This window comes from Deltaproteobacteria bacterium (assembly GCA_035063765.1).
GTDB lineage: Bacteria > Myxococcota_A > UBA9160 > UBA9160 > PR03 > CAADGG01.
Map to the genome: position 1 here is coordinate 131,424 of JAPSFT010000001.1, position 15,450 is coordinate 146,873.

At 74.5% G+C, this 15,450-nt stretch carries 13 protein-coding genes; all 13 read right to left on the reverse strand.

Annotated elements, in window-relative coordinates:
• Nucleotides 1-12 precede the first annotated feature (12 nt).
• The 13 genes from OZ948_00670 to OZ948_00730 all read right to left on the reverse strand — a co-directional run bounded on the left by OZ948_00670 (nucleotide 13) and on the right by OZ948_00730 (nucleotide 15,428).
• A complete protein-coding gene (locus tag OZ948_00670; GenBank protein MEB2343236.1) occupies nucleotides 13-3,423 on the reverse strand; it encodes a methylmalonyl-CoA mutase family protein in 3,411 nt (1,136 codons plus the stop codon).
• On the reverse strand, nucleotides 3,420-3,860 hold the full coding sequence (locus tag OZ948_00675; GenBank protein MEB2343237.1) for a MerR family transcriptional regulator: 441 nt from the start codon (nucleotides 3,858-3,860) through the stop codon (nucleotides 3,420-3,422). Before OZ948_00675 ends, OZ948_00670 begins: the two co-directional genes overlap by 4 nt.
• 75 nt (nucleotides 3,861-3,935) lie before the next feature.
• The gene (locus OZ948_00680) at nucleotides 3,936-5,468 is read right to left on the reverse strand and encodes an acyl-CoA carboxylase subunit beta (protein ID MEB2343238.1); all 1,533 of its coding nucleotides are present in this window, start codon (nucleotides 5,466-5,468) and stop codon (nucleotides 3,936-3,938) included.
• The gene (locus OZ948_00685; protein MEB2343239.1) at nucleotides 5,465-6,391 is read right to left on the reverse strand and encodes a hydroxymethylglutaryl-CoA lyase; all 927 of its coding nucleotides are present in this window, start codon (nucleotides 6,389-6,391) and stop codon (nucleotides 5,465-5,467) included. The genes OZ948_00680 and OZ948_00685 overlap by 4 nt, the downstream gene beginning before the upstream one ends.
• Nucleotides 6,392-6,394: 3 nt before the next feature.
• A complete protein-coding gene (locus OZ948_00690; GenBank protein MEB2343240.1) occupies nucleotides 6,395-7,255 on the reverse strand; it encodes a 3-hydroxyacyl-CoA dehydrogenase NAD-binding domain-containing protein in 861 nt (286 codons plus the stop codon).
• Nucleotides 7,256-7,257: 2 nt separating this feature from the next.
• Entirely contained in the window at nucleotides 7,258-8,439 is a 1,182-nt protein-coding gene (locus OZ948_00695) for a thiolase family protein (GenBank protein MEB2343241.1), read from the reverse strand.
• A gap of 54 nt (nucleotides 8,440-8,493) precedes the next feature.
• Nucleotides 8,494-9,468, reverse strand: a complete 975-nt coding sequence (gene era, locus OZ948_00700; GenBank protein MEB2343242.1) for a GTPase Era — start codon at nucleotides 9,466-9,468, stop codon at nucleotides 8,494-8,496.
• Nucleotides 9,378-10,133: a ribonuclease III gene (gene rnc / locus OZ948_00705; GenBank protein MEB2343243.1), complete on the reverse strand. Its 756-nt coding sequence runs from the start codon at nucleotides 10,131-10,133 to the stop codon at nucleotides 9,378-9,380. The genes era and rnc overlap by 91 nt, the downstream gene beginning before the upstream one ends.
• Nucleotides 10,130-11,197 (reverse strand): tRNA 2-thiouridine(34) synthase MnmA, encoded by a 1,068-nt coding sequence (mnmA, locus tag OZ948_00710; protein ID MEB2343244.1) that lies wholly within the window; start codon nucleotides 11,195-11,197, stop codon nucleotides 10,130-10,132. The genes rnc and mnmA overlap by 4 nt, the downstream gene beginning before the upstream one ends.
• A complete protein-coding gene (locus OZ948_00715; protein MEB2343245.1) occupies nucleotides 11,194-12,351 on the reverse strand; it encodes a cysteine desulfurase family protein in 1,158 nt (385 codons plus the stop codon). The genes mnmA and OZ948_00715 overlap by 4 nt, the downstream gene beginning before the upstream one ends.
• A gap of 79 nt (nucleotides 12,352-12,430) precedes the next feature.
• Complete coding sequence (locus OZ948_00720; protein MEB2343246.1) at nucleotides 12,431-13,771, reverse strand: YihY family inner membrane protein; 1,341 nt, start codon at nucleotides 13,769-13,771, stop codon at nucleotides 12,431-12,433.
• Nucleotides 13,768-14,193 (reverse strand): helix-hairpin-helix domain-containing protein, encoded by a 426-nt coding sequence (locus tag OZ948_00725; protein ID MEB2343247.1) that lies wholly within the window; start codon nucleotides 14,191-14,193, stop codon nucleotides 13,768-13,770. The genes OZ948_00720 and OZ948_00725 overlap by 4 nt, the downstream gene beginning before the upstream one ends.
• The gene (locus OZ948_00730; GenBank protein MEB2343248.1) at nucleotides 14,190-15,428 is read right to left on the reverse strand and encodes an aspartate kinase; all 1,239 of its coding nucleotides are present in this window, start codon (nucleotides 15,426-15,428) and stop codon (nucleotides 14,190-14,192) included. Before OZ948_00730 ends, OZ948_00725 begins: the two co-directional genes overlap by 4 nt.
• Nucleotides 15,429-15,450 lie beyond the last annotated feature (22 nt).

Sequence of the window (15,450 nt, forward strand, 5' to 3'; positions counted from 1 at the left end):
CGGCGCGCGCCTCTACATCGCGCGGCGGTAGCGCCCGCCGACCTCGAAGAGCGCGTCGCTGATCTGGCCGAGGCTCGCGACCTGCACGGTCTCCATCAGCTCGGCGAAGACGTTGCCGCCGCGGCCCGCGGCCTGCTGCAGGCGCCGCAGCGCGGCGGGAGCGCGCTCGGCGTGGCGCGCATGGAAGGCGCGCAGCGCCGCGAGCTGGCGGCGCTTCTCGTCGTCGCTCGCGCGCACGAGCGCCTCGGGCCGTGGCGCGGGCGGCGCGGCGCCGGGCGCCACGAAGGTGTTGACCCCCACGACCGGCAGCGCGCCCGAGTGCTTGCGCTCCTCGTAGCGGAGGCTCTCCTCCTGGATCCGGCTGCGCTGGTAGAGCGTCTCCATGGCCCCGAGCACCCCGCCGCGCTCCGAGAGCCGCTCGAACTCGCGCAGCACGGCCTCCTCGACCGCGTCGGTCAGCCACTCGACCGCGTGCGAGCCCTGCAGGGGATTCTCGTTCTTCGTGATGCCGAGCTCGCGGTGGATGACGAGCTGGATCGCGAGCGCCCGGCGCACCGACTCCTCGGTGGGGGTCGTCACCGCCTCGTCGTAGGCGTTCGTGTGCAGGCTGTTGCAGTGGTCCTCGATCGCGGTGAGCGCCTGGAGGGTCGTGCGGATGTCGTTGAAGGCCATCTCCATGGCGTGCAGCGAGCGGCCCGAGGTCTGCACGTGGTACTTGAGCTTCTGGCTGCGCTCGGAGGCGCCGTAGAGCTCGCGCAGGGCCACGGCCCAGATCCGGCGCGCCACCCGGCCGATCACCGTGTACTCGGCGTCGAGCCCGTTGCTGAAGAAGAACGAGAAGTTCGGCGCGAAGTCGTCGACGGCGAGCCCGCGCGCGCGGTAGACCTCGAGGAGCGTGAAGCCGTTCGCCAGCGTGAAGGCGAGCTGGGTGATCGGGTTCGCGCCGGCCTCGGCCATGTGGTAGCCCGACACCGAGACCGAGTAGAAGTTGCGCACCGCGTACTCGACGAACCAGGCCTGCACGTCACCCATCGCGCGCAGCGCGAACTCGGTCGAGAAGATGCAGGTGTTCTGGGCCTGGTCCTCCTTCAGGATGTCGGCCTGGACCGTGCCGCGGACGGTGCGCAGGACGTCGGCGCGGATGCGCGCGTAGGTCTCCGCGTCCACCGCCTCGGCGCCGGGGATCCCGAGGAGGCCGAGGCCGAGGCCGTCGTGGCCCGCCGGCAAGGGGCCCTGGTAGGCGGGCAGCGCGCCCTGCGCCGCACAGCGCGCGCGCACGGCGTCGAGCGCCCCCGTCGCGCGCAGGTGGCGCTCCACCTGCTGGTCGATGGCGGCGTTCAGGAAGAAGGCGAGCACCATCGGCGCGGGGCCGTTGATGGTCATCGAGACCGAGGTGCTCGGCCGGCACAGGTCGAAGCCCGAGTAGAGCTTCTTCGCGTCGTCGACGGTGCAGACCGACACGCCGGAGTTGCCGATCTTGCCCCAGATGTCGGGCCGCTCGGCGGGGTCGCGGCCGTAGAGGGTCACGCTGTCGAAGGCGGTCGAGAGGCGCGCCACGCCGGTGCCCGCCGCCAGCAGGTGGAAGCGGCGGTTGGTGCGCTCGGGCGTGCCCTCGCCCGCGAACATCCGGGTCGGGTCCTCGTCCTCGCGCTTGAAGGGGAAGACACCGGCGGTGAAGGGGAAGGACCCGGGGAGGTGCTCCTGGCCGAGGTAGCGGGCGAGCGCGCCCCAGCTCCCGGCGCGCGGCAGCGCCACGCGCGGGAGCCGCGTGCCCGAGAGCGTCTCGACCTGGTTCTCGACCTCGATCGCGCGCTCGCGCACGGCGTAGGCCTGCCGGGCCGCCTCGTAGCGCGCGCGGGTGGCCGGCCAGGCGGCGAGCGCCTCGCGCAGGCCGGGCGGCAGCGCAGCGAGCGCGGCGTCGTAGCGGCGGCGCAGGGCCACGACCGCGGGCGCCGCGGCGGCGTCGGCGAGTGCCGCCTCGGGGAGGCGCGCCAGATCCGGGGGCGGCTCGTCGCCGAGGGCGCGCAGGGCGCGCGCCAGGGCCCAGGCGTCGTCGGCCCGCTCGGCGGCGGCCTCGCTCGCGGCCCGGTAGCCCCGCACCGTCTCGGCGATCTCCGCCAGGTAGCGGCGCCGGGCGCCGGGCAGGAGCGGCGCCGCCGGTCCGGGCGCATCCGCCTCCTCGCCGGCGGCCGGCAGCCCGGCGCCCTCGAGCCGGGCCGCGAGCGCGCGGTAGAAGCGCTCGCAGCCGGGGTCCTGGAAGCGGCTCGCGACGGTGGCGAAGACCGGCACCTCCGCGCCCGCGCCCGGGTGGTTGCGCCGCCACTGCTTGCGCACGTCACGCAGGGCGTCCTCGGCGCCGTAGCGGTCGGCCTTGTTCAGGACGACCAGGTCCGCGAGGTCGAGCATGTCGATCTTCTCGAGCTGCGAGGGCGCGCCGTACTCGGGCGTCATCACGTAGACCGAGATGCCGGCGAGCTCGGTCACCTCGGAGTCGCTCTGGCCGATGCCCGCGGTCTCGACCAGCAGGAGGTCGAAGTCGGCGGCCTGGAGCACCGCCAGCGCGTCGCGCACGGCCTGCGAGAGCGCCAGGTGCATCTGGCGCGTGGCGAGCGAGCGCACGAAGATCCCGGGCGCGTCGATCGCGTTCATCCGGATCCGGTCGCCGAGGAGCGCGCCGCCCGTGCGCCGGCGGGTGGGATCGACGAGCAGCGCGCCGATCGTGAGCGCGGGCTGGTCGCGGCGCAGGCGCCGGATCACCTCGTCCACGACGCTCGACTTGCCGGCCCCGCCGGTGCCCGTGAAGCCCACGACCGGCGCCGGCGCGCGCCGCCGCCGCGTCGCCAGGGTGCGCCGCACGGCCTCTACGCGCGGGCCGCCCGCGGCGCCGTGCTCCTCGAGCCAGCTCACGAGCCGCGCCACCGCCCCGGGCGCGCCCGGCGCGAGCCGCGCGAGGCAGTCGTCGGGGTCGGCGGCCGGCCGCCGGGCGGCCTCCTCGAGGATCACGCGGATCATGCCCTCGAGGCCGAGGCGGCGGCCGTCCTCGGGGCCGAAGATGCGCGCGACCCCGCCGGCGTGGAGCGCCTCCGCTTCCGCCGGCGTGATCGTCCCGCCGCCGCCTCCATACACCCGCACGTGTCCAGCACCGGCTTCGCGCAGGCGCTCCACGAGATAGCGGAAGAACTCCATGTGCCCGCCCTGGTAGGACGAGATCGCGACCGCGTGGGCGTCCTCCTGGACGGCCGCGCCGACCACCTCCTCCACCGCGCGGTCGTGCCCGAGGTGGATCACCTCGGCACCCTGCGCCTGGAGGAGCCGGCGCACGATGTGGATCGCCGCGTCGTGGCCGTCGAAGAGCGAGGCCGCGGTGACGACCCGTACGGGGCCCCGGGCGGCCCCCGCCTCGGGCACGCGCGCGGCGCTCACGGCGCCTCCCGCTTGCGCGCGCGCAGCGCGCCGGCCCGGCTGGCCGCGCGGGCGCGGTACTTCTCGATCTGGTCGCGCAGGTCCACGAGCTCGGCGATCCGCCCGTCGAGCTCCGCGAGGCGCCGGGCCAGGAGCTGGTCGAGGCGCTCGAGCATGGCGGCGGTCGAGCCCCCGAGCGCGTGGACGGCGTCGAGCTCGCGGATCTCCGCGAGCGGGAGGCCGAGGAGCTGGAGGCGCTGGATGAAGCGCAGCCGCTCGAGCTGCTCGGCGCCGTAGACGCGCCGCCCGCCGGCGCGCCGGCGCACGCCGGGCAGGAGCCCGAGCTCCTCGTAGTAGCGCAGCGTGCGCGCGGAGAGGCCGGTGCGCGCGCAGACCTCGCCGATCGCCAGGAGCGGCTCCTCGCGCGGTCCGGACCGGGGACTCGTTTGCCAGCTCACGTCAACTGGCTAGCACGGGCCGCGACCGGCCGCCAGCCGCCCCTCCCCCGCCTGGCCCCGCCTGGCTTCGGGCCGCTACATCGGGACGATCGCGCGCCGCTTCGGGAGCGCCGGGTCGCGCGGGCGCCCGGCGATTCCGGCCAGGCGCGCCACCAGCTCGTCGCGCAGCGCCTCGGGCGCGACGATCGCGTCGATCACGAGCTCGCTCGCGAGCCGCTCGACGTCGATGTCCTCGCGGTACTCGGCGCGCAGCTTCTCGACGGCCGCGGCGCGCTCGCCCTCGGGCATCGCCTGGAGCTTGTTGTAGTAGACGGCGTTCACGGCCGCCTCCGGGCCCATCACGGCGATCATCGCGGTGGGCAGCGCGAGGCAGACGTCGGGCGCGAAGCCCGGGCCCGACATCGCATAGAGGCCGGCGCCGTAGGCCTTGCGCAGCACGACGGAGATGCGCGGCACGCTCGCCTCCGACACCGCCTGCACCATCTTCGCGCCGGCCCGGATGATGCCCTGGCGCTCGACCTGCTTGCCGATCATGAAGCCCGGCACGTCGGCCAGGTAGAGGAGCGGGAGTCCGTAGGCGTCGCACAGGCCGATGAAGCGCGCCGCCTTGTCGGCGGAGTCCACGAAGAGCACGCCGCCCTTCACCTTCGACTGGTTCGCGAGGACGCCGACCGCGCGGCCGTCGATCCGCGCGAAGCCGGTCAGGAGCTCGCCGGCCCAGAGCCGCTTCAGCTCGAACCAGGAGTCGGCGTCGACGAGGCGGTCGATCACCTCGCGCACGTCGAAGGGCTTGTTCTCGTCCCGCGGGATCGCGGCTTCGATGCCGGCCGGGTCCTTCGCGGGCGGGCGCGCCTCGGCGCGCGGCGCCGGGTCGCCGGCGCGCAGGGGCAGGTAGGCGAGGCAGGCGCGGGCCGCCGCGATCGCCTCGCGCTCGTCCTTCGCGAGCCAGTCGCCGAGGCCCGAGACGCTGCAGTGCATGCGCGCCCCGCCCATCTCCTCGAGCGTGGTCTGCTGGCCGATCACCATCTCGGCCATGCGCGGCGAGCCCAGGTACATGCTCGCGTTGCCCTCGACCATGAAGAGCACGTCGCAGAAGGCCGGGATGTAGGCGCCGCCCGCCGCGGAGGGGCCGAAGAGCAGGCAGAGCTGCGGCACGTAGCCCGACATCCGGCACTGGTTCGCAAAGATGCGCCCCGCGCCGCGGCGCCCCGGGAACATCTGGATCTGGTCGGTGATGCGCGCGCCGGCCGAGTCCACGAGGTAGAGCAGCGGCACCGCCAGCCGCTCGGCCGTCTCCTGGATGCGCAGGATCTTCTCGACCGTGCGCCAGCCCCAGGAGCCGGCCTTCACCGTCGAGTCGTTCGCCATCACGCACACCGGTCGGCCCGCGACGCGCCCGCTGCCGGTGACGACGCCGTCGGCGGGCAGGTCGCCGGCCAGGCTGTTGGCGAAGGCGGCGTCCTCGACGAAGGAGTCCGGGTCGAGGAGGAGCGCGAGGCGCTCGCGGCAGAAGAGCTTGCCCTCCTCGCTCGCCTTGGCGTGGTACTTCGGCTCTCCGCCCTTGCGGATCCGCTCGAGGCGGCTGCGCACGTCGTCGCCGGTCTTCAATGCTCCTCCCGTGCGCGCTGCCTCGCCCCGAGCCTCGCGCGGAACACGCGGCCCGGAAGCGGCCGCCTCAGCACCTCCTGCTCGAGCCACGCGCTCGCGTCCACGAGCGCGTCGAGGTCCACCCCGGTTGCGATGCCGGCGCGCCCGAAGAGGTCCACGACGTCCTCGGTCGCGACGTTGCCCGACGCGCCCGGCGCGTAGGGGCAGCCGCCGAGCCCCCCGAGCGAGGCGTCGAAGGTGCGCACGCCCGCCTCGTAGCCCGCCTGCACGTTGGCGAGGGCACGCCCCCAGGTGTCGTGCAGGTGGAGCGCCACCCGCTCGAGGGGCGCCGCGCCCGCCACGGCGGCGACCAGCGCGCGCACCTGCGCGGGGTGGCCCACCCCGATCGTGTCGCCGAGCGAGATCTCGTCCGCGCCGAGCGCCAGGAGCTGCTCGACGAGCGCCACCACCGCCGCCACCGCCACGTCCCCCTCGTAGGGGCAGCCGCAGACCGTGGAGACGTAGGCGCGCAGCCGCACGCCCTCCGCGCGCGCGCGCTCCGCCACCGGCCGGAAGCGCTCGAGGTGCTCGGCGATGCCGCGGTTCACGTTCCTGCGGTTGTGGGTCTCGCTCGCCGACACGAAGAAGGCCGCCACCGGGAGCCGCGCCGCGCGGAAGCGCTCGTAGCCGGCCTCGTTCGGCACGAGGGCGCTGAACACCGCGCCCGTGTCGCGCGGGAGCTGCGCGCACAGGGCGTCGGCGTCGGCGAGCTGCGGGATCCACTTCGGCGAGACGAAGGAGGTCACCTCGACGCGGCGCAGCCCCGCGCCCACGAGCCGCGCGATCCACGCGGCCTTGGCGCCGGTCGGCACCGTCTCGGGCTCGTTCTGGAGCCCGTCGCGCGGGCCGACCTCGTAGAGGACGACGCCGGCCGGAGCACGCACCGCCTACGCGCCGTACTGGTAGAACCCGCGGCCCGTCTTGCGCCCGAGCCAGCCCGCCTCGACCCGCTTCTTGATCTCGAGACAGGGCCGGTAGCGCGGCTCGCCGTACTCGGTGTAGAGGCTGTCGAGGATCGCGTAGACGACGTCGAGGCCGACCAGGTCCGCCAGCGCCAGGGGCCCCATCGGGTGGTTGCAGCCGAGCTTCATGCACTCGTCGATGCCCTTGGCGTCGGAGACGCCCTCCTGGAGCGCGAAGGCGGCCTCGTTGATCATCGGGAAGAGCACCCGGTTCACGACGAAGCCCGGCGCGTCCTTCACGTCCACCGGCACCTTGCCGAGGTCTTCGGCGAGCGTGCGCACGCGCGAGAGGGTCGAGTCGGCCGTGTTCAGGCCCGCCACGATCTCGACGAGCTTCATCGCCGGCACGGGGTTGAAGAAGTGCATCCCCACCACGTGCCCGGGCCGCTTCGTGAACGACGCGAGCTTCGTGATGGAGAGGCTCGAGGTGTTGCTGGCCAGGATCGCGTCCTCGCCGAGGATCCCGTCGAGCTTCTGGAAGAGCTCGCGCTTGAGCTCGAGCTCCTCGGGCGCCGACTCGAGCACGATGTCGCAGGCCTTGAGCTCCTCGAGCGGCACGACCCCGCGGATGTGCTCCTGGATGGCCTCCACCTGCGCGGTCGAGAGCTTGCCCTTCGCGGCCAGGCCCGAGAGCGCCTTGTCGATCTTCGAGAGCCCCTTGTCGACCGAGTCCTGCTTGCGGTTCTGGAACAGCACCTGGTAGCCGCACTGGGCGGCCACCTGCGCGATCCCGCAGCCCATGGTGCCGGTCCCGATCACCCCGATCACGAGCGACTTCTGCGTCATGGCTAGACCAGCTCCACGCCCATCGCGACCGCCTCGCCGCCGCCGATGCAAAGGGTTGCGATGCCCGTCTTCTTGCCCTGCTGGCGCAGCGCGTGGAGCAGCGTCACCACGACGCGCGCCCCCGAGCAGCCGATCGGGTGGCCGAGCGACACCGCGCCGCCGTGCACGTTCACGCGCTCGTGCGGGATCGCGTGGTCCTTCATCGCGGCCATCGTGACCCCGGAGAAGGCCTCGTTGATCTCGTAGAGGTCCCAGTCGAGCGGCTTCGTCTTCGTGCGCTCGTAGAGCTTCGCCAGCGCGTGGACCGGCGCGATCGTGAACCACTTGGGCTCCACGGCCGCCGTCGAATCGGCGACGATCCGCGCCAGCACCTGGTAGCCGCGCGCCCTGGCCGTCTCCGCCGAGGTGAGCAGGAGCGCCGCGGCGCCGTCGTTCAGCGTCGAGGCGTTGGCGGCCGTCACGGTGCCCTCTTTCGAGAAGGCCGGGCGCAGCCCCGCCATCTTGTCGAGCTGCACGCGCTTGGGCTCCTCGTCCTCGTCCACGAGGGTCTCGCCCTTGCGATCCTTCACGGTGACGGGGACGATCTCCTCCTTGAAGCGCCCCTCCTTCTGCGCGGCCTGGGCGCGCTGGTAGGACGCGGTGGCGAAGGCATCCTGGTCCTTGCGCGTGAAGCCGTACTTGGCGGCGACCATGTCCCCGCAGTTGCCCATGTGCATGTTGTCGTAGGGATCCCAGAGGCCGTCGTGGATCATCGTGTCGACGATCTCGCCGTTGCCCATCCGGTAGCCGCTGCGCGCCTTGGGCAGGCAGTAGGGCGCGTTGGTCATCGACTCCATGCCGCCGGCGACCAGCACCTCCGCGTCCCCGACCAGGATCTCGCGGCGGGCGAACATCATGGCCTGGAGGCCCGAGCCGCAGACCTTGTTGATCGTGATCGCGCCGACGCCCACCGGGAGCCCCGCCTTGATCACGGCCTGGCGCGCGGGCGCCTGGCCCATCCCGGCCGGGAGCACGTTGCCGAGGATCACCCGCTCGACGTCGGCGCGCTTGGCACCGGCGCGCTTCACGGCCTCGTCGACGACGACACCGCCCAGGTCCGCGGCCGAGAGCGGCGAGAGCGCCCCCTGGAACGACCCGATCGGGGTCCGTACGGCGCTGCAGATCACGACCTCGGTCTTGCTCATGGCGCTCTCCGGCTGGGGTGGCAGACGGAGGACGTTACCGGAGGGGCCGATCGATCAGCAATAGCCGAGTGATTTCAGCCGCTTCGGCTTCCGGGCCCAGCCCGGCTCGGGCTTCACCCACAGGGCCAGGTGGACCTGCCGCCCGACCAGGCGCTCGATCTCCCGGCGCGCCTGGATGCCGATCGCCTTGATCTGCCCGCCGCCCGCCCCGATCACGATCCGCTTCTGCGAGGCCCGCTCGACCAGGATCGTGGCCCGGATCCGGACGAGCGCGGGGTCCGACTCGTCGAAGTCCGTCACCTCGACGGCGATCCGGTAGGGCAGCTCCTGCGCGAGCGCCTCGAAGGCCGCCTCGCGCACCGCCTCGGCCGCCAGGAAGCGGAGCGGGCGGTCGGTCAGCTCCTCGCCGGGGTAGAAGGCGGGGGCCTCGGGCAGGAGCGGGACGAGCTGCTCGAGCAGGGCGTCGATGCCCGCGCCGGTCCTGGCGGACACGCGCAGCGCACCGGCAGCACCCTCGACGCCCGGAGGCGGCCAGGGCACTCGCTCGGCCCCCGGCCGGTCGCCCTGCGTCGCGACGAGCAGGACGGGCGTGGCGCGAGCGGCGAGCCGTGCCAGCCACCCGTCGTGGAGCGGCTCCCAGCCGCGGAGGGCCTCGACCAGGAGCAGCGCCACGTCGCAGTCGCGCGCCGCCTCCTCGGCCACGGCGCGCATCGCCGATTCGAGCGGCCTTCCGCCCGCCAGGAAGCCCGGCGTGTCGACGAGGAGGAGCTGGGCGTCGGGGCGGTGCAGGATCCCGAGCAGCCGGCTGCGCGTCGTCTGGGGCCGCGCGGTCACGATCGCGAGCTTCTCGCCGAGCAGCCGGTTGAGGAGCGTCGACTTCCCGGCGTTCGGGCGCCCGAGCAGCGCCACGACACCCGCGCGGTGCGCCGGCCCGGTGCTCAGGATGCGTCCGCCAGCGCCCGCCGCAGCGCCTGCTCCGCCGCCGCCCGCTCGGCCGCGCGCTTGGTGCGCCCCTGCGCGCGCCCCCAGACCTCGCCCTCGAGCCGCACCTCGACCGCGAAGCGCTCGTCGTCGGACTCGATCCCGCTGTCGCCGATCCCGACGTAGCGCGGTGTCGTCTTCAGGGTGGCGTGCGCCCACTCCTGGAAGCGCGTCTTGGGATCGGCCGCGAAGGCGTCGGAATCGGGTGCCAGCGCCCCGGCGAAGAGGCGGCGCGCGAGGGCCACGACCGGCTCGAGCCCGCCGTCCAGGTAGACGGCGCCGACCACCGCCTCGAGCACGTTCGCGAGGATCGAGTCCTTCTCGACGCCGGCCTTGCGCTCGGTGCGACCGAGGCGCACGTGCTCGGGGATCCCGAGCGCCCGCGCATAGGAGGCGAGCGCGCGTGTGTTGACGAGCGCCGCGCGGGCGCGCGTCAGGTGCCCCTCCTCCCAGCTCGGATGCGCTTCGAAGAGGAGCCGCGCGGCGGCGAGCCCGATCACCGCGTCGCCCAGGAACTCGAGCCGCTCGTAGCCGCGCGTGCCGTCGCGCTCGTGGGCGTAGGAGGGATGCTGGAGCGCGGTCTCGAGCAGCGCCGCCTCCGCGAAGCGGTGTCCGAGCCGGGCCTCGAGCGCCGCCTGCGCCGGCGGCGGCGCGAGGCCGCTCCCCGGCGCCCGTTCGGGCGGGCATTCCGCGGGGCTCCTCGGACCGCTCACGCGAGCGCCTCCTCGATCCAGCCGCCGCCGAGCACGCGCTCGCCGTCGTAGAAGACCGCGGCCTGCCCGGGGGTCACGGCCTCGACGGGCGCGTCGAAGCGGACCGTGGCCGCGCCTTCCGGCGCGGGCTCGACGCAGGCCCCGGCACCCGCGTGGCGGTGCCGCACCCGCACCTGCGCGCGCACCGGCGCGGGCGGCGGCGCCCCGGCCACCCAGCGCGTGCCGGAGAGGCGCGCGCCCCCCGCCCCGAGCCCCTCGCGCGGCGCCACCACCACGCGGTTGCGCGCGGCGTCGAGCGCCTTCACGTAGACGCGCCGGCCGAGCGCCACGTCGAGCCCGCGGCGCTGGCCGACCGTGAAGCGGTGGACCCCGGGGTGCCGGCCGAGGGTCCTTCCCGCCTCGTCGACGACCTCGCCCGGCCCCGGCGCCGCGCCCGGCCGCAGCGCCTCGACGACGGCGGCGTAGTCGCCGTCCGGGACGAAGCAGATCTCCATGCTCTCGGGCTTGTCGGCGGTGGCGAGCCCGAGCGCGCGGGCGCGGGCTCGCACCTCGGCCTTGTCGAGGACGCCCACGGGGAAGCGCGCGTGCGCGAGCTGCGCGGGCCCGAGGTCGAAGAGGAAGTAGGACTGGTCCTTCGCCGGGTCGGCGCCGCGCAGGAGCGCGACCGCGCCGGTGGCGGGATCGCGCTCGGTGCGCGCGTAGTGGCCGGTCGCCACCGCGTCAGCCCCGAGCGCGCGGGCACGCGCGACGAGCCGGTGGAACTTGAAGCGCCCGTTGCACGCGACGCAGGGGATCGGCGTCCGGCCCGCGAGGTAGGCGTCGGCGAAGCTCTCCATCACTTCGCGGCGGAAGTCGTCGGCGTAGTCGGCGACGTAGAAGCGGATGCCGAGCCGCCGGGCGACGCGGCGCGCGTCCTCGACGTCGTCGAGCGAGCAGCAGCGCGAGCCGCTGCCCGCGAGCCGCATCGTCACGCCGATCACCTCGTGGCCCTGCTCGACGAGCAGCGCCGCCGCCACCGACGAATCGACCCCACCCGACATCGCGACGAGCACGCGCGCGCTCACGGCCGGGATCCGGCGCCGGCCGCGCGCACGCGCGCCACGAGGTCCGGGAGGAGCGCCAGGACGCGCTCCACCTGGGCCGCGTCGTTGCCGAGGCCCAGGCTCAGGCGCAGCGCGCTGCGCGCCTGCGCCGGGGTGCGGCCCATCGCGAGCAGGGCCGTCGAGGCGTGCAGCGCGCCCGAGGCGCACGCCGCGCCGGCGGAGGCGGCGATGCCCTCCCCGTCGAGCGCCTCGACCAGCAGATCGGCGGGGACGCCCGCGAGCTCGACGTTCAGCGTATTCGGGAGCAGAGGCGCGCCCGCGCCGTTGCGACGCACGCGCGGCACCTTGGCGGCGATCCCGTCCCAGAGCCGGTCGCGCAGGGCCGCGGCGGCAGCCGCCCGCTCCGGAAGCTCCGCGGCAACGAGCGCCGCCGCGACGCCGAGCCCGACGATCCCCGGCGCGTTCACGGTGCCCCCGCGGCGCCCGCGCTCCTGCCCTCCACCGCGCAGCCAGGGCTCGAGCTCCCAGCCGGCGCGCACGACCAGGAAGCCCACCCCCTTCGGGCCGTTGAGCTTGTGGGCCGAGGCCGAGAGCAGGTCCACCGGCACCCGATCGAGGCGCACGGGGAGCTTCCCCAGGGCCTGGGTGGCGTCGGCGTGGAACGGGACGCCTCGCATCCGACACCGCTCCGCGACGGCCTCGATCGGCGACACGACGCCCGTCTCGTTCTGCGCCCAGATGCAGGAGCAGAGCGCCGGCTTCGCCTCGAGCGCCGCGTCGAGGGCCGCGAGCTCGAGGCGGCCCTCCCCGTCCACGGGCACCTGCGCCATGCCGAACCCCTCCCCTGCGAGCGCCACCAGGGGCTCGGCGACCGAGGGGTGCTCGACGGCGCTCGCGACCAGGGTGCGGCCCCGCGCCCCCGGCCCGCGCGCAATCCCGTGGATCGCGAGGTGGTTCGCCTCGCTGGCGCCACTCGTGAATACCACCTCGGAGGGTCGTACACCGACGAGCGCCGCCACCTGCTCGCGCGCCTTCTCGACGGCGGCGCGCGCCCGTGCCCCTTCGGCGTGGACGCTGCTCGGGTTGCCGTAGAGGTCGCGCAGCGCGCGCGCCATCGCCTCGGCGACCTCGGGTCGCAGCGGCGTCGTGGCGTTGTGGTCGAGGTAGATGCGCATGACGGGGCGCCTCGCGGCGCGGCCGCCGGACCCTACCGGCCGTGGCCGGGACGGTCAACGGACGGGCCGGCGGCCCCGGTCAGCCCGCGGGCGGCGCGCCATCGCCCGCGGCGAGCTCCGCCAGCGAGCGCTCGCGCAGCAGGCGGCCGAGCTCGCCTTCGAGCTCGTGGAAGAGCGTGGCGAGGGGCGGATCCGAGGCGACCCGGCGCAGGGCGGCGTCCGCGGGCCCGCGCAGCGCGCTCAAGAGCTCGGCGACGCGGATGCTCTCGGCCGCACGGCCGAGCTGGAAGCCGTCGAGCTTGTCGTCACCGCGCGGAGCGACCACGCCCGCCCGCTCGAAGTCGTCGAGGATCGAGCGCACCGTGCGCACGGGAACGTCGAGGTCGTTCGCCAGCTCCTCCGCCGTGAGCCCGCCCGCGCCGGCGCGGAAGGCCCTCGCCATGCGCGTGGCCAGCGCGAGGCCGACCGCCTCGCGCTCGGCGGGGCGCGGCTCCTCGCCCACGCGTGCCTGGCGGAAGGTGGCGAGGTTCTGGAGCGCGAAGGCGAGCTCGGCGCCGAGCAGCACCACCACCCACGAGAAGTAGATCCAGACCAGCAGCACCGGCAGCGCCGCGAAGCTCCCGAAGAGCGCGTTCGCGCGCGCGACGCCGACCTGGAACGCCACGTAGCCGGCCTGCAGCGCCGAGAAGCCGAGGGCGGCCACGGCCCCCCCGGCCAGGGCCGGGAGCGGGCGCACCGTCGTGTTGGGGAGGAACCAGTAGAGGAAGGTGAAGGCGGCCCAGAACAGCACGGTCGGCGCCTGGTGCAGCCCCATCCTGAAGAGGCGCTCGAGCAGGGGCATCTCGAGCAGCCGTGTGACGAAGGCGTCGCTGCGCAGGCTCGCCCCGAGCGAGAGCGCCACCGTGAGCAGGAGCGGCGACACGACCAGGACCGCCAGGTAGTCCGGAAAGCGCCGGATCAGGGGCCGCTGGCGCGCCACCCCCCAGATGTAGTTGAGCGCCTTCTCCACGTTCGAGAGCGCCAGCACCGTCGTGAGGAAGAGCGTGGCGCCGCCCACCGCGCCGAGGCTGCGGAAGTCCACCCTTCGCACGAGCTCGAGGATCCGCTCGCCCGCCTCGGGGCTCACCGCCCCGATCTGGCGCGCCACCAGGGTGATCAGCGAATCGCCGGCCCCGAAGACCTCGACGAGGCCGATCGCGAGCGCGAGCAGCGGGATCAGCGAGAGCATCGTGAAGTAGGTGAGCGCGCTGGCCCGGAGCATGGTGTGGTTGCGCGCGAGCCCCTGCGCCACGATCACGCAGACCTGGAGCGCCTGGCGGCCGAGCCGCACGAGCAGCCGTGCCCCCTCGCTGCGCTGCCACAGCTCGTGGTCGAGGTAACGCTGGATCCGAAGCCGGCGCGCCTCGAGGGCGGCGATCATGGCGCGCAGGCCCCGGCGCCGATCTCGATCCAGTCCGCGAGCCGCGCCCGCGCCACCGGGCCGATCCCGGGGACCCGTTCCAGGTCCGCGGGCGCGCAGAAGGCACGAGCACGCGCCGCGCGCGCGATCGCAGCGGCGCGCGCCGGGCCGATCCCGGGCAGGGCCTCGAGCGCGCGCGGCGACGCCACGTTCGGGTCGAGCCGGCGGCCGAAGAGGAGCGCGGCGGCGCCGGCCGGCGCCGGCCCGGCGCCGCTTGCCTCGCTCGCCGGACACGCGACGCTCGCGAGCCCCGCTCCCGGACGCTGCCGCGGCTGCGGACACGGGTCCGGAGCGACGCCCGGCGGCTCGACGCCGTACGCGAGCGCGAGCAGCGCCAGCACCGCCGCCGCGCGCGGCGCCCCGCCTCCCGCGCCGGCGCTCACTCGGGCTTCGGCGCCCCGGCGCCGTGCTCGAGAAACGCCTCGTGCAGCTTGCGCACGGCCAGATCGGTCGACGCATCCTCGATCACCACCGAGATCTTGATCTCGCTGGTCGAGATCATCTGGATGTTGATCCCGTTGTCGGCGAGCACCTGGAACATCTTCGAGGCCACGCCCGCGTGGTCCTTCATCCCGAGCCCCACGATCGACACCTTGGCGATCCGGTCGCTCCCCTCGACGCCGGCGGCGCCGATCTCGCGCCCCGCCTGGCCGGCGAAGTCCAGGGCGCGCTTCCAGTCGGCCTTGGGGACCGTGAAGGTGATGTCGGTGGTTCCGTCCTGGCTCACGTTCTGGACGATCATGTCGATCACGATGCCGGCGTCGGAGATCGGCGTGAACAGGCGCGCCGAGATCCCCGGCTGGTCCTTCAGCCCGCGCACGCGGATCTTGCCCTCGTTGCGGTTGTAGGTGACCCCCGAGACGACGAGCCCCTCCATCACGTCCTCCTCCGGCCCCACCCACGTGCCCTCCGAATCGTCGAAGCTGGAGCGCACGTGGATCGGCACCCGATAGTGCATCGCGAACTTGACCGAACGGATCTGCAACACCTTGGCCCCGAGGCTCGCCATCTCGAGCATCTCGTCGTAGGAGATGCGCGCGAGCTTGCGCGCCCCCGGCACCAGGTTGGGATCGCTGGTGTAGACCCCCTGCACGTCGGTGAAGATCTCGCAGACGTCGGCCCGCAGGGCCGCCGCCACCGCCACCGCCGAGGTGTCGGACCCGCCGCGGCCGAGCGTCGTGATGTTGCCCGCGTCGTCGATGCCCTGGAAGCCGGCGATCACGGCCACGGTGCCCGCGTCGAGGGCGTCGAGGATGCGCTGGGTGTCGATGCTCTGGATGCGGGCGCGGGTGTGGGCGGCGTCGGTCCGCATGCCGATCTGGGCGCCGGTGAAGGAGCGTGCCTTGTGGCCGAGACGGTGGATCGCCATCGCGAGCAGGGCGATCGTCTTCTGCTCGCCGGTCGAGACCAGCACGTCGTACTCGCGCGGATCCGGCTGGTCGCCGCCCGCGTCCTGGGCGAGCGCCACGAGCGCGTCGGTCTCGCCGGCCATTGCCGACACCACCACGGCCACGCGATGGCCCTGCTCCGCCGTGGCCACCACGCGCCGGGCGACGCGCCGGATGCGCTCGACGTCGGCCACGCTCGTGCCGCCGAACTTCTGGACGATCAGGGCCACCTTCGGAACTCCCTCTGCGCGA

Coding starts and splice junctions, on each gene's coding strand:
- OZ948_00690 (MEB2343240.1), bottom strand. CDS start 7,255: ATGACGCAGAAGTCGCTCGTGATCGGGGTGATCGGGACCGGCACCATG.
- OZ948_00695 (MEB2343241.1), bottom strand. CDS start 8,439: ATGAGCAAGACCGAGGTCGTGATCTGCAGCGCCGTACGGACCCCGATC.
- OZ948_00715 (MEB2343245.1), bottom strand. CDS start 12,351: ATGCGCATCTACCTCGACCACAACGCCACGACGCCGCTGCGACCCGAG.
- OZ948_00720 (MEB2343246.1), bottom strand. CDS start 13,771: ATGATCGCCGCCCTCGAGGCGCGCCGGCTTCGGATCCAGCGTTACCTC.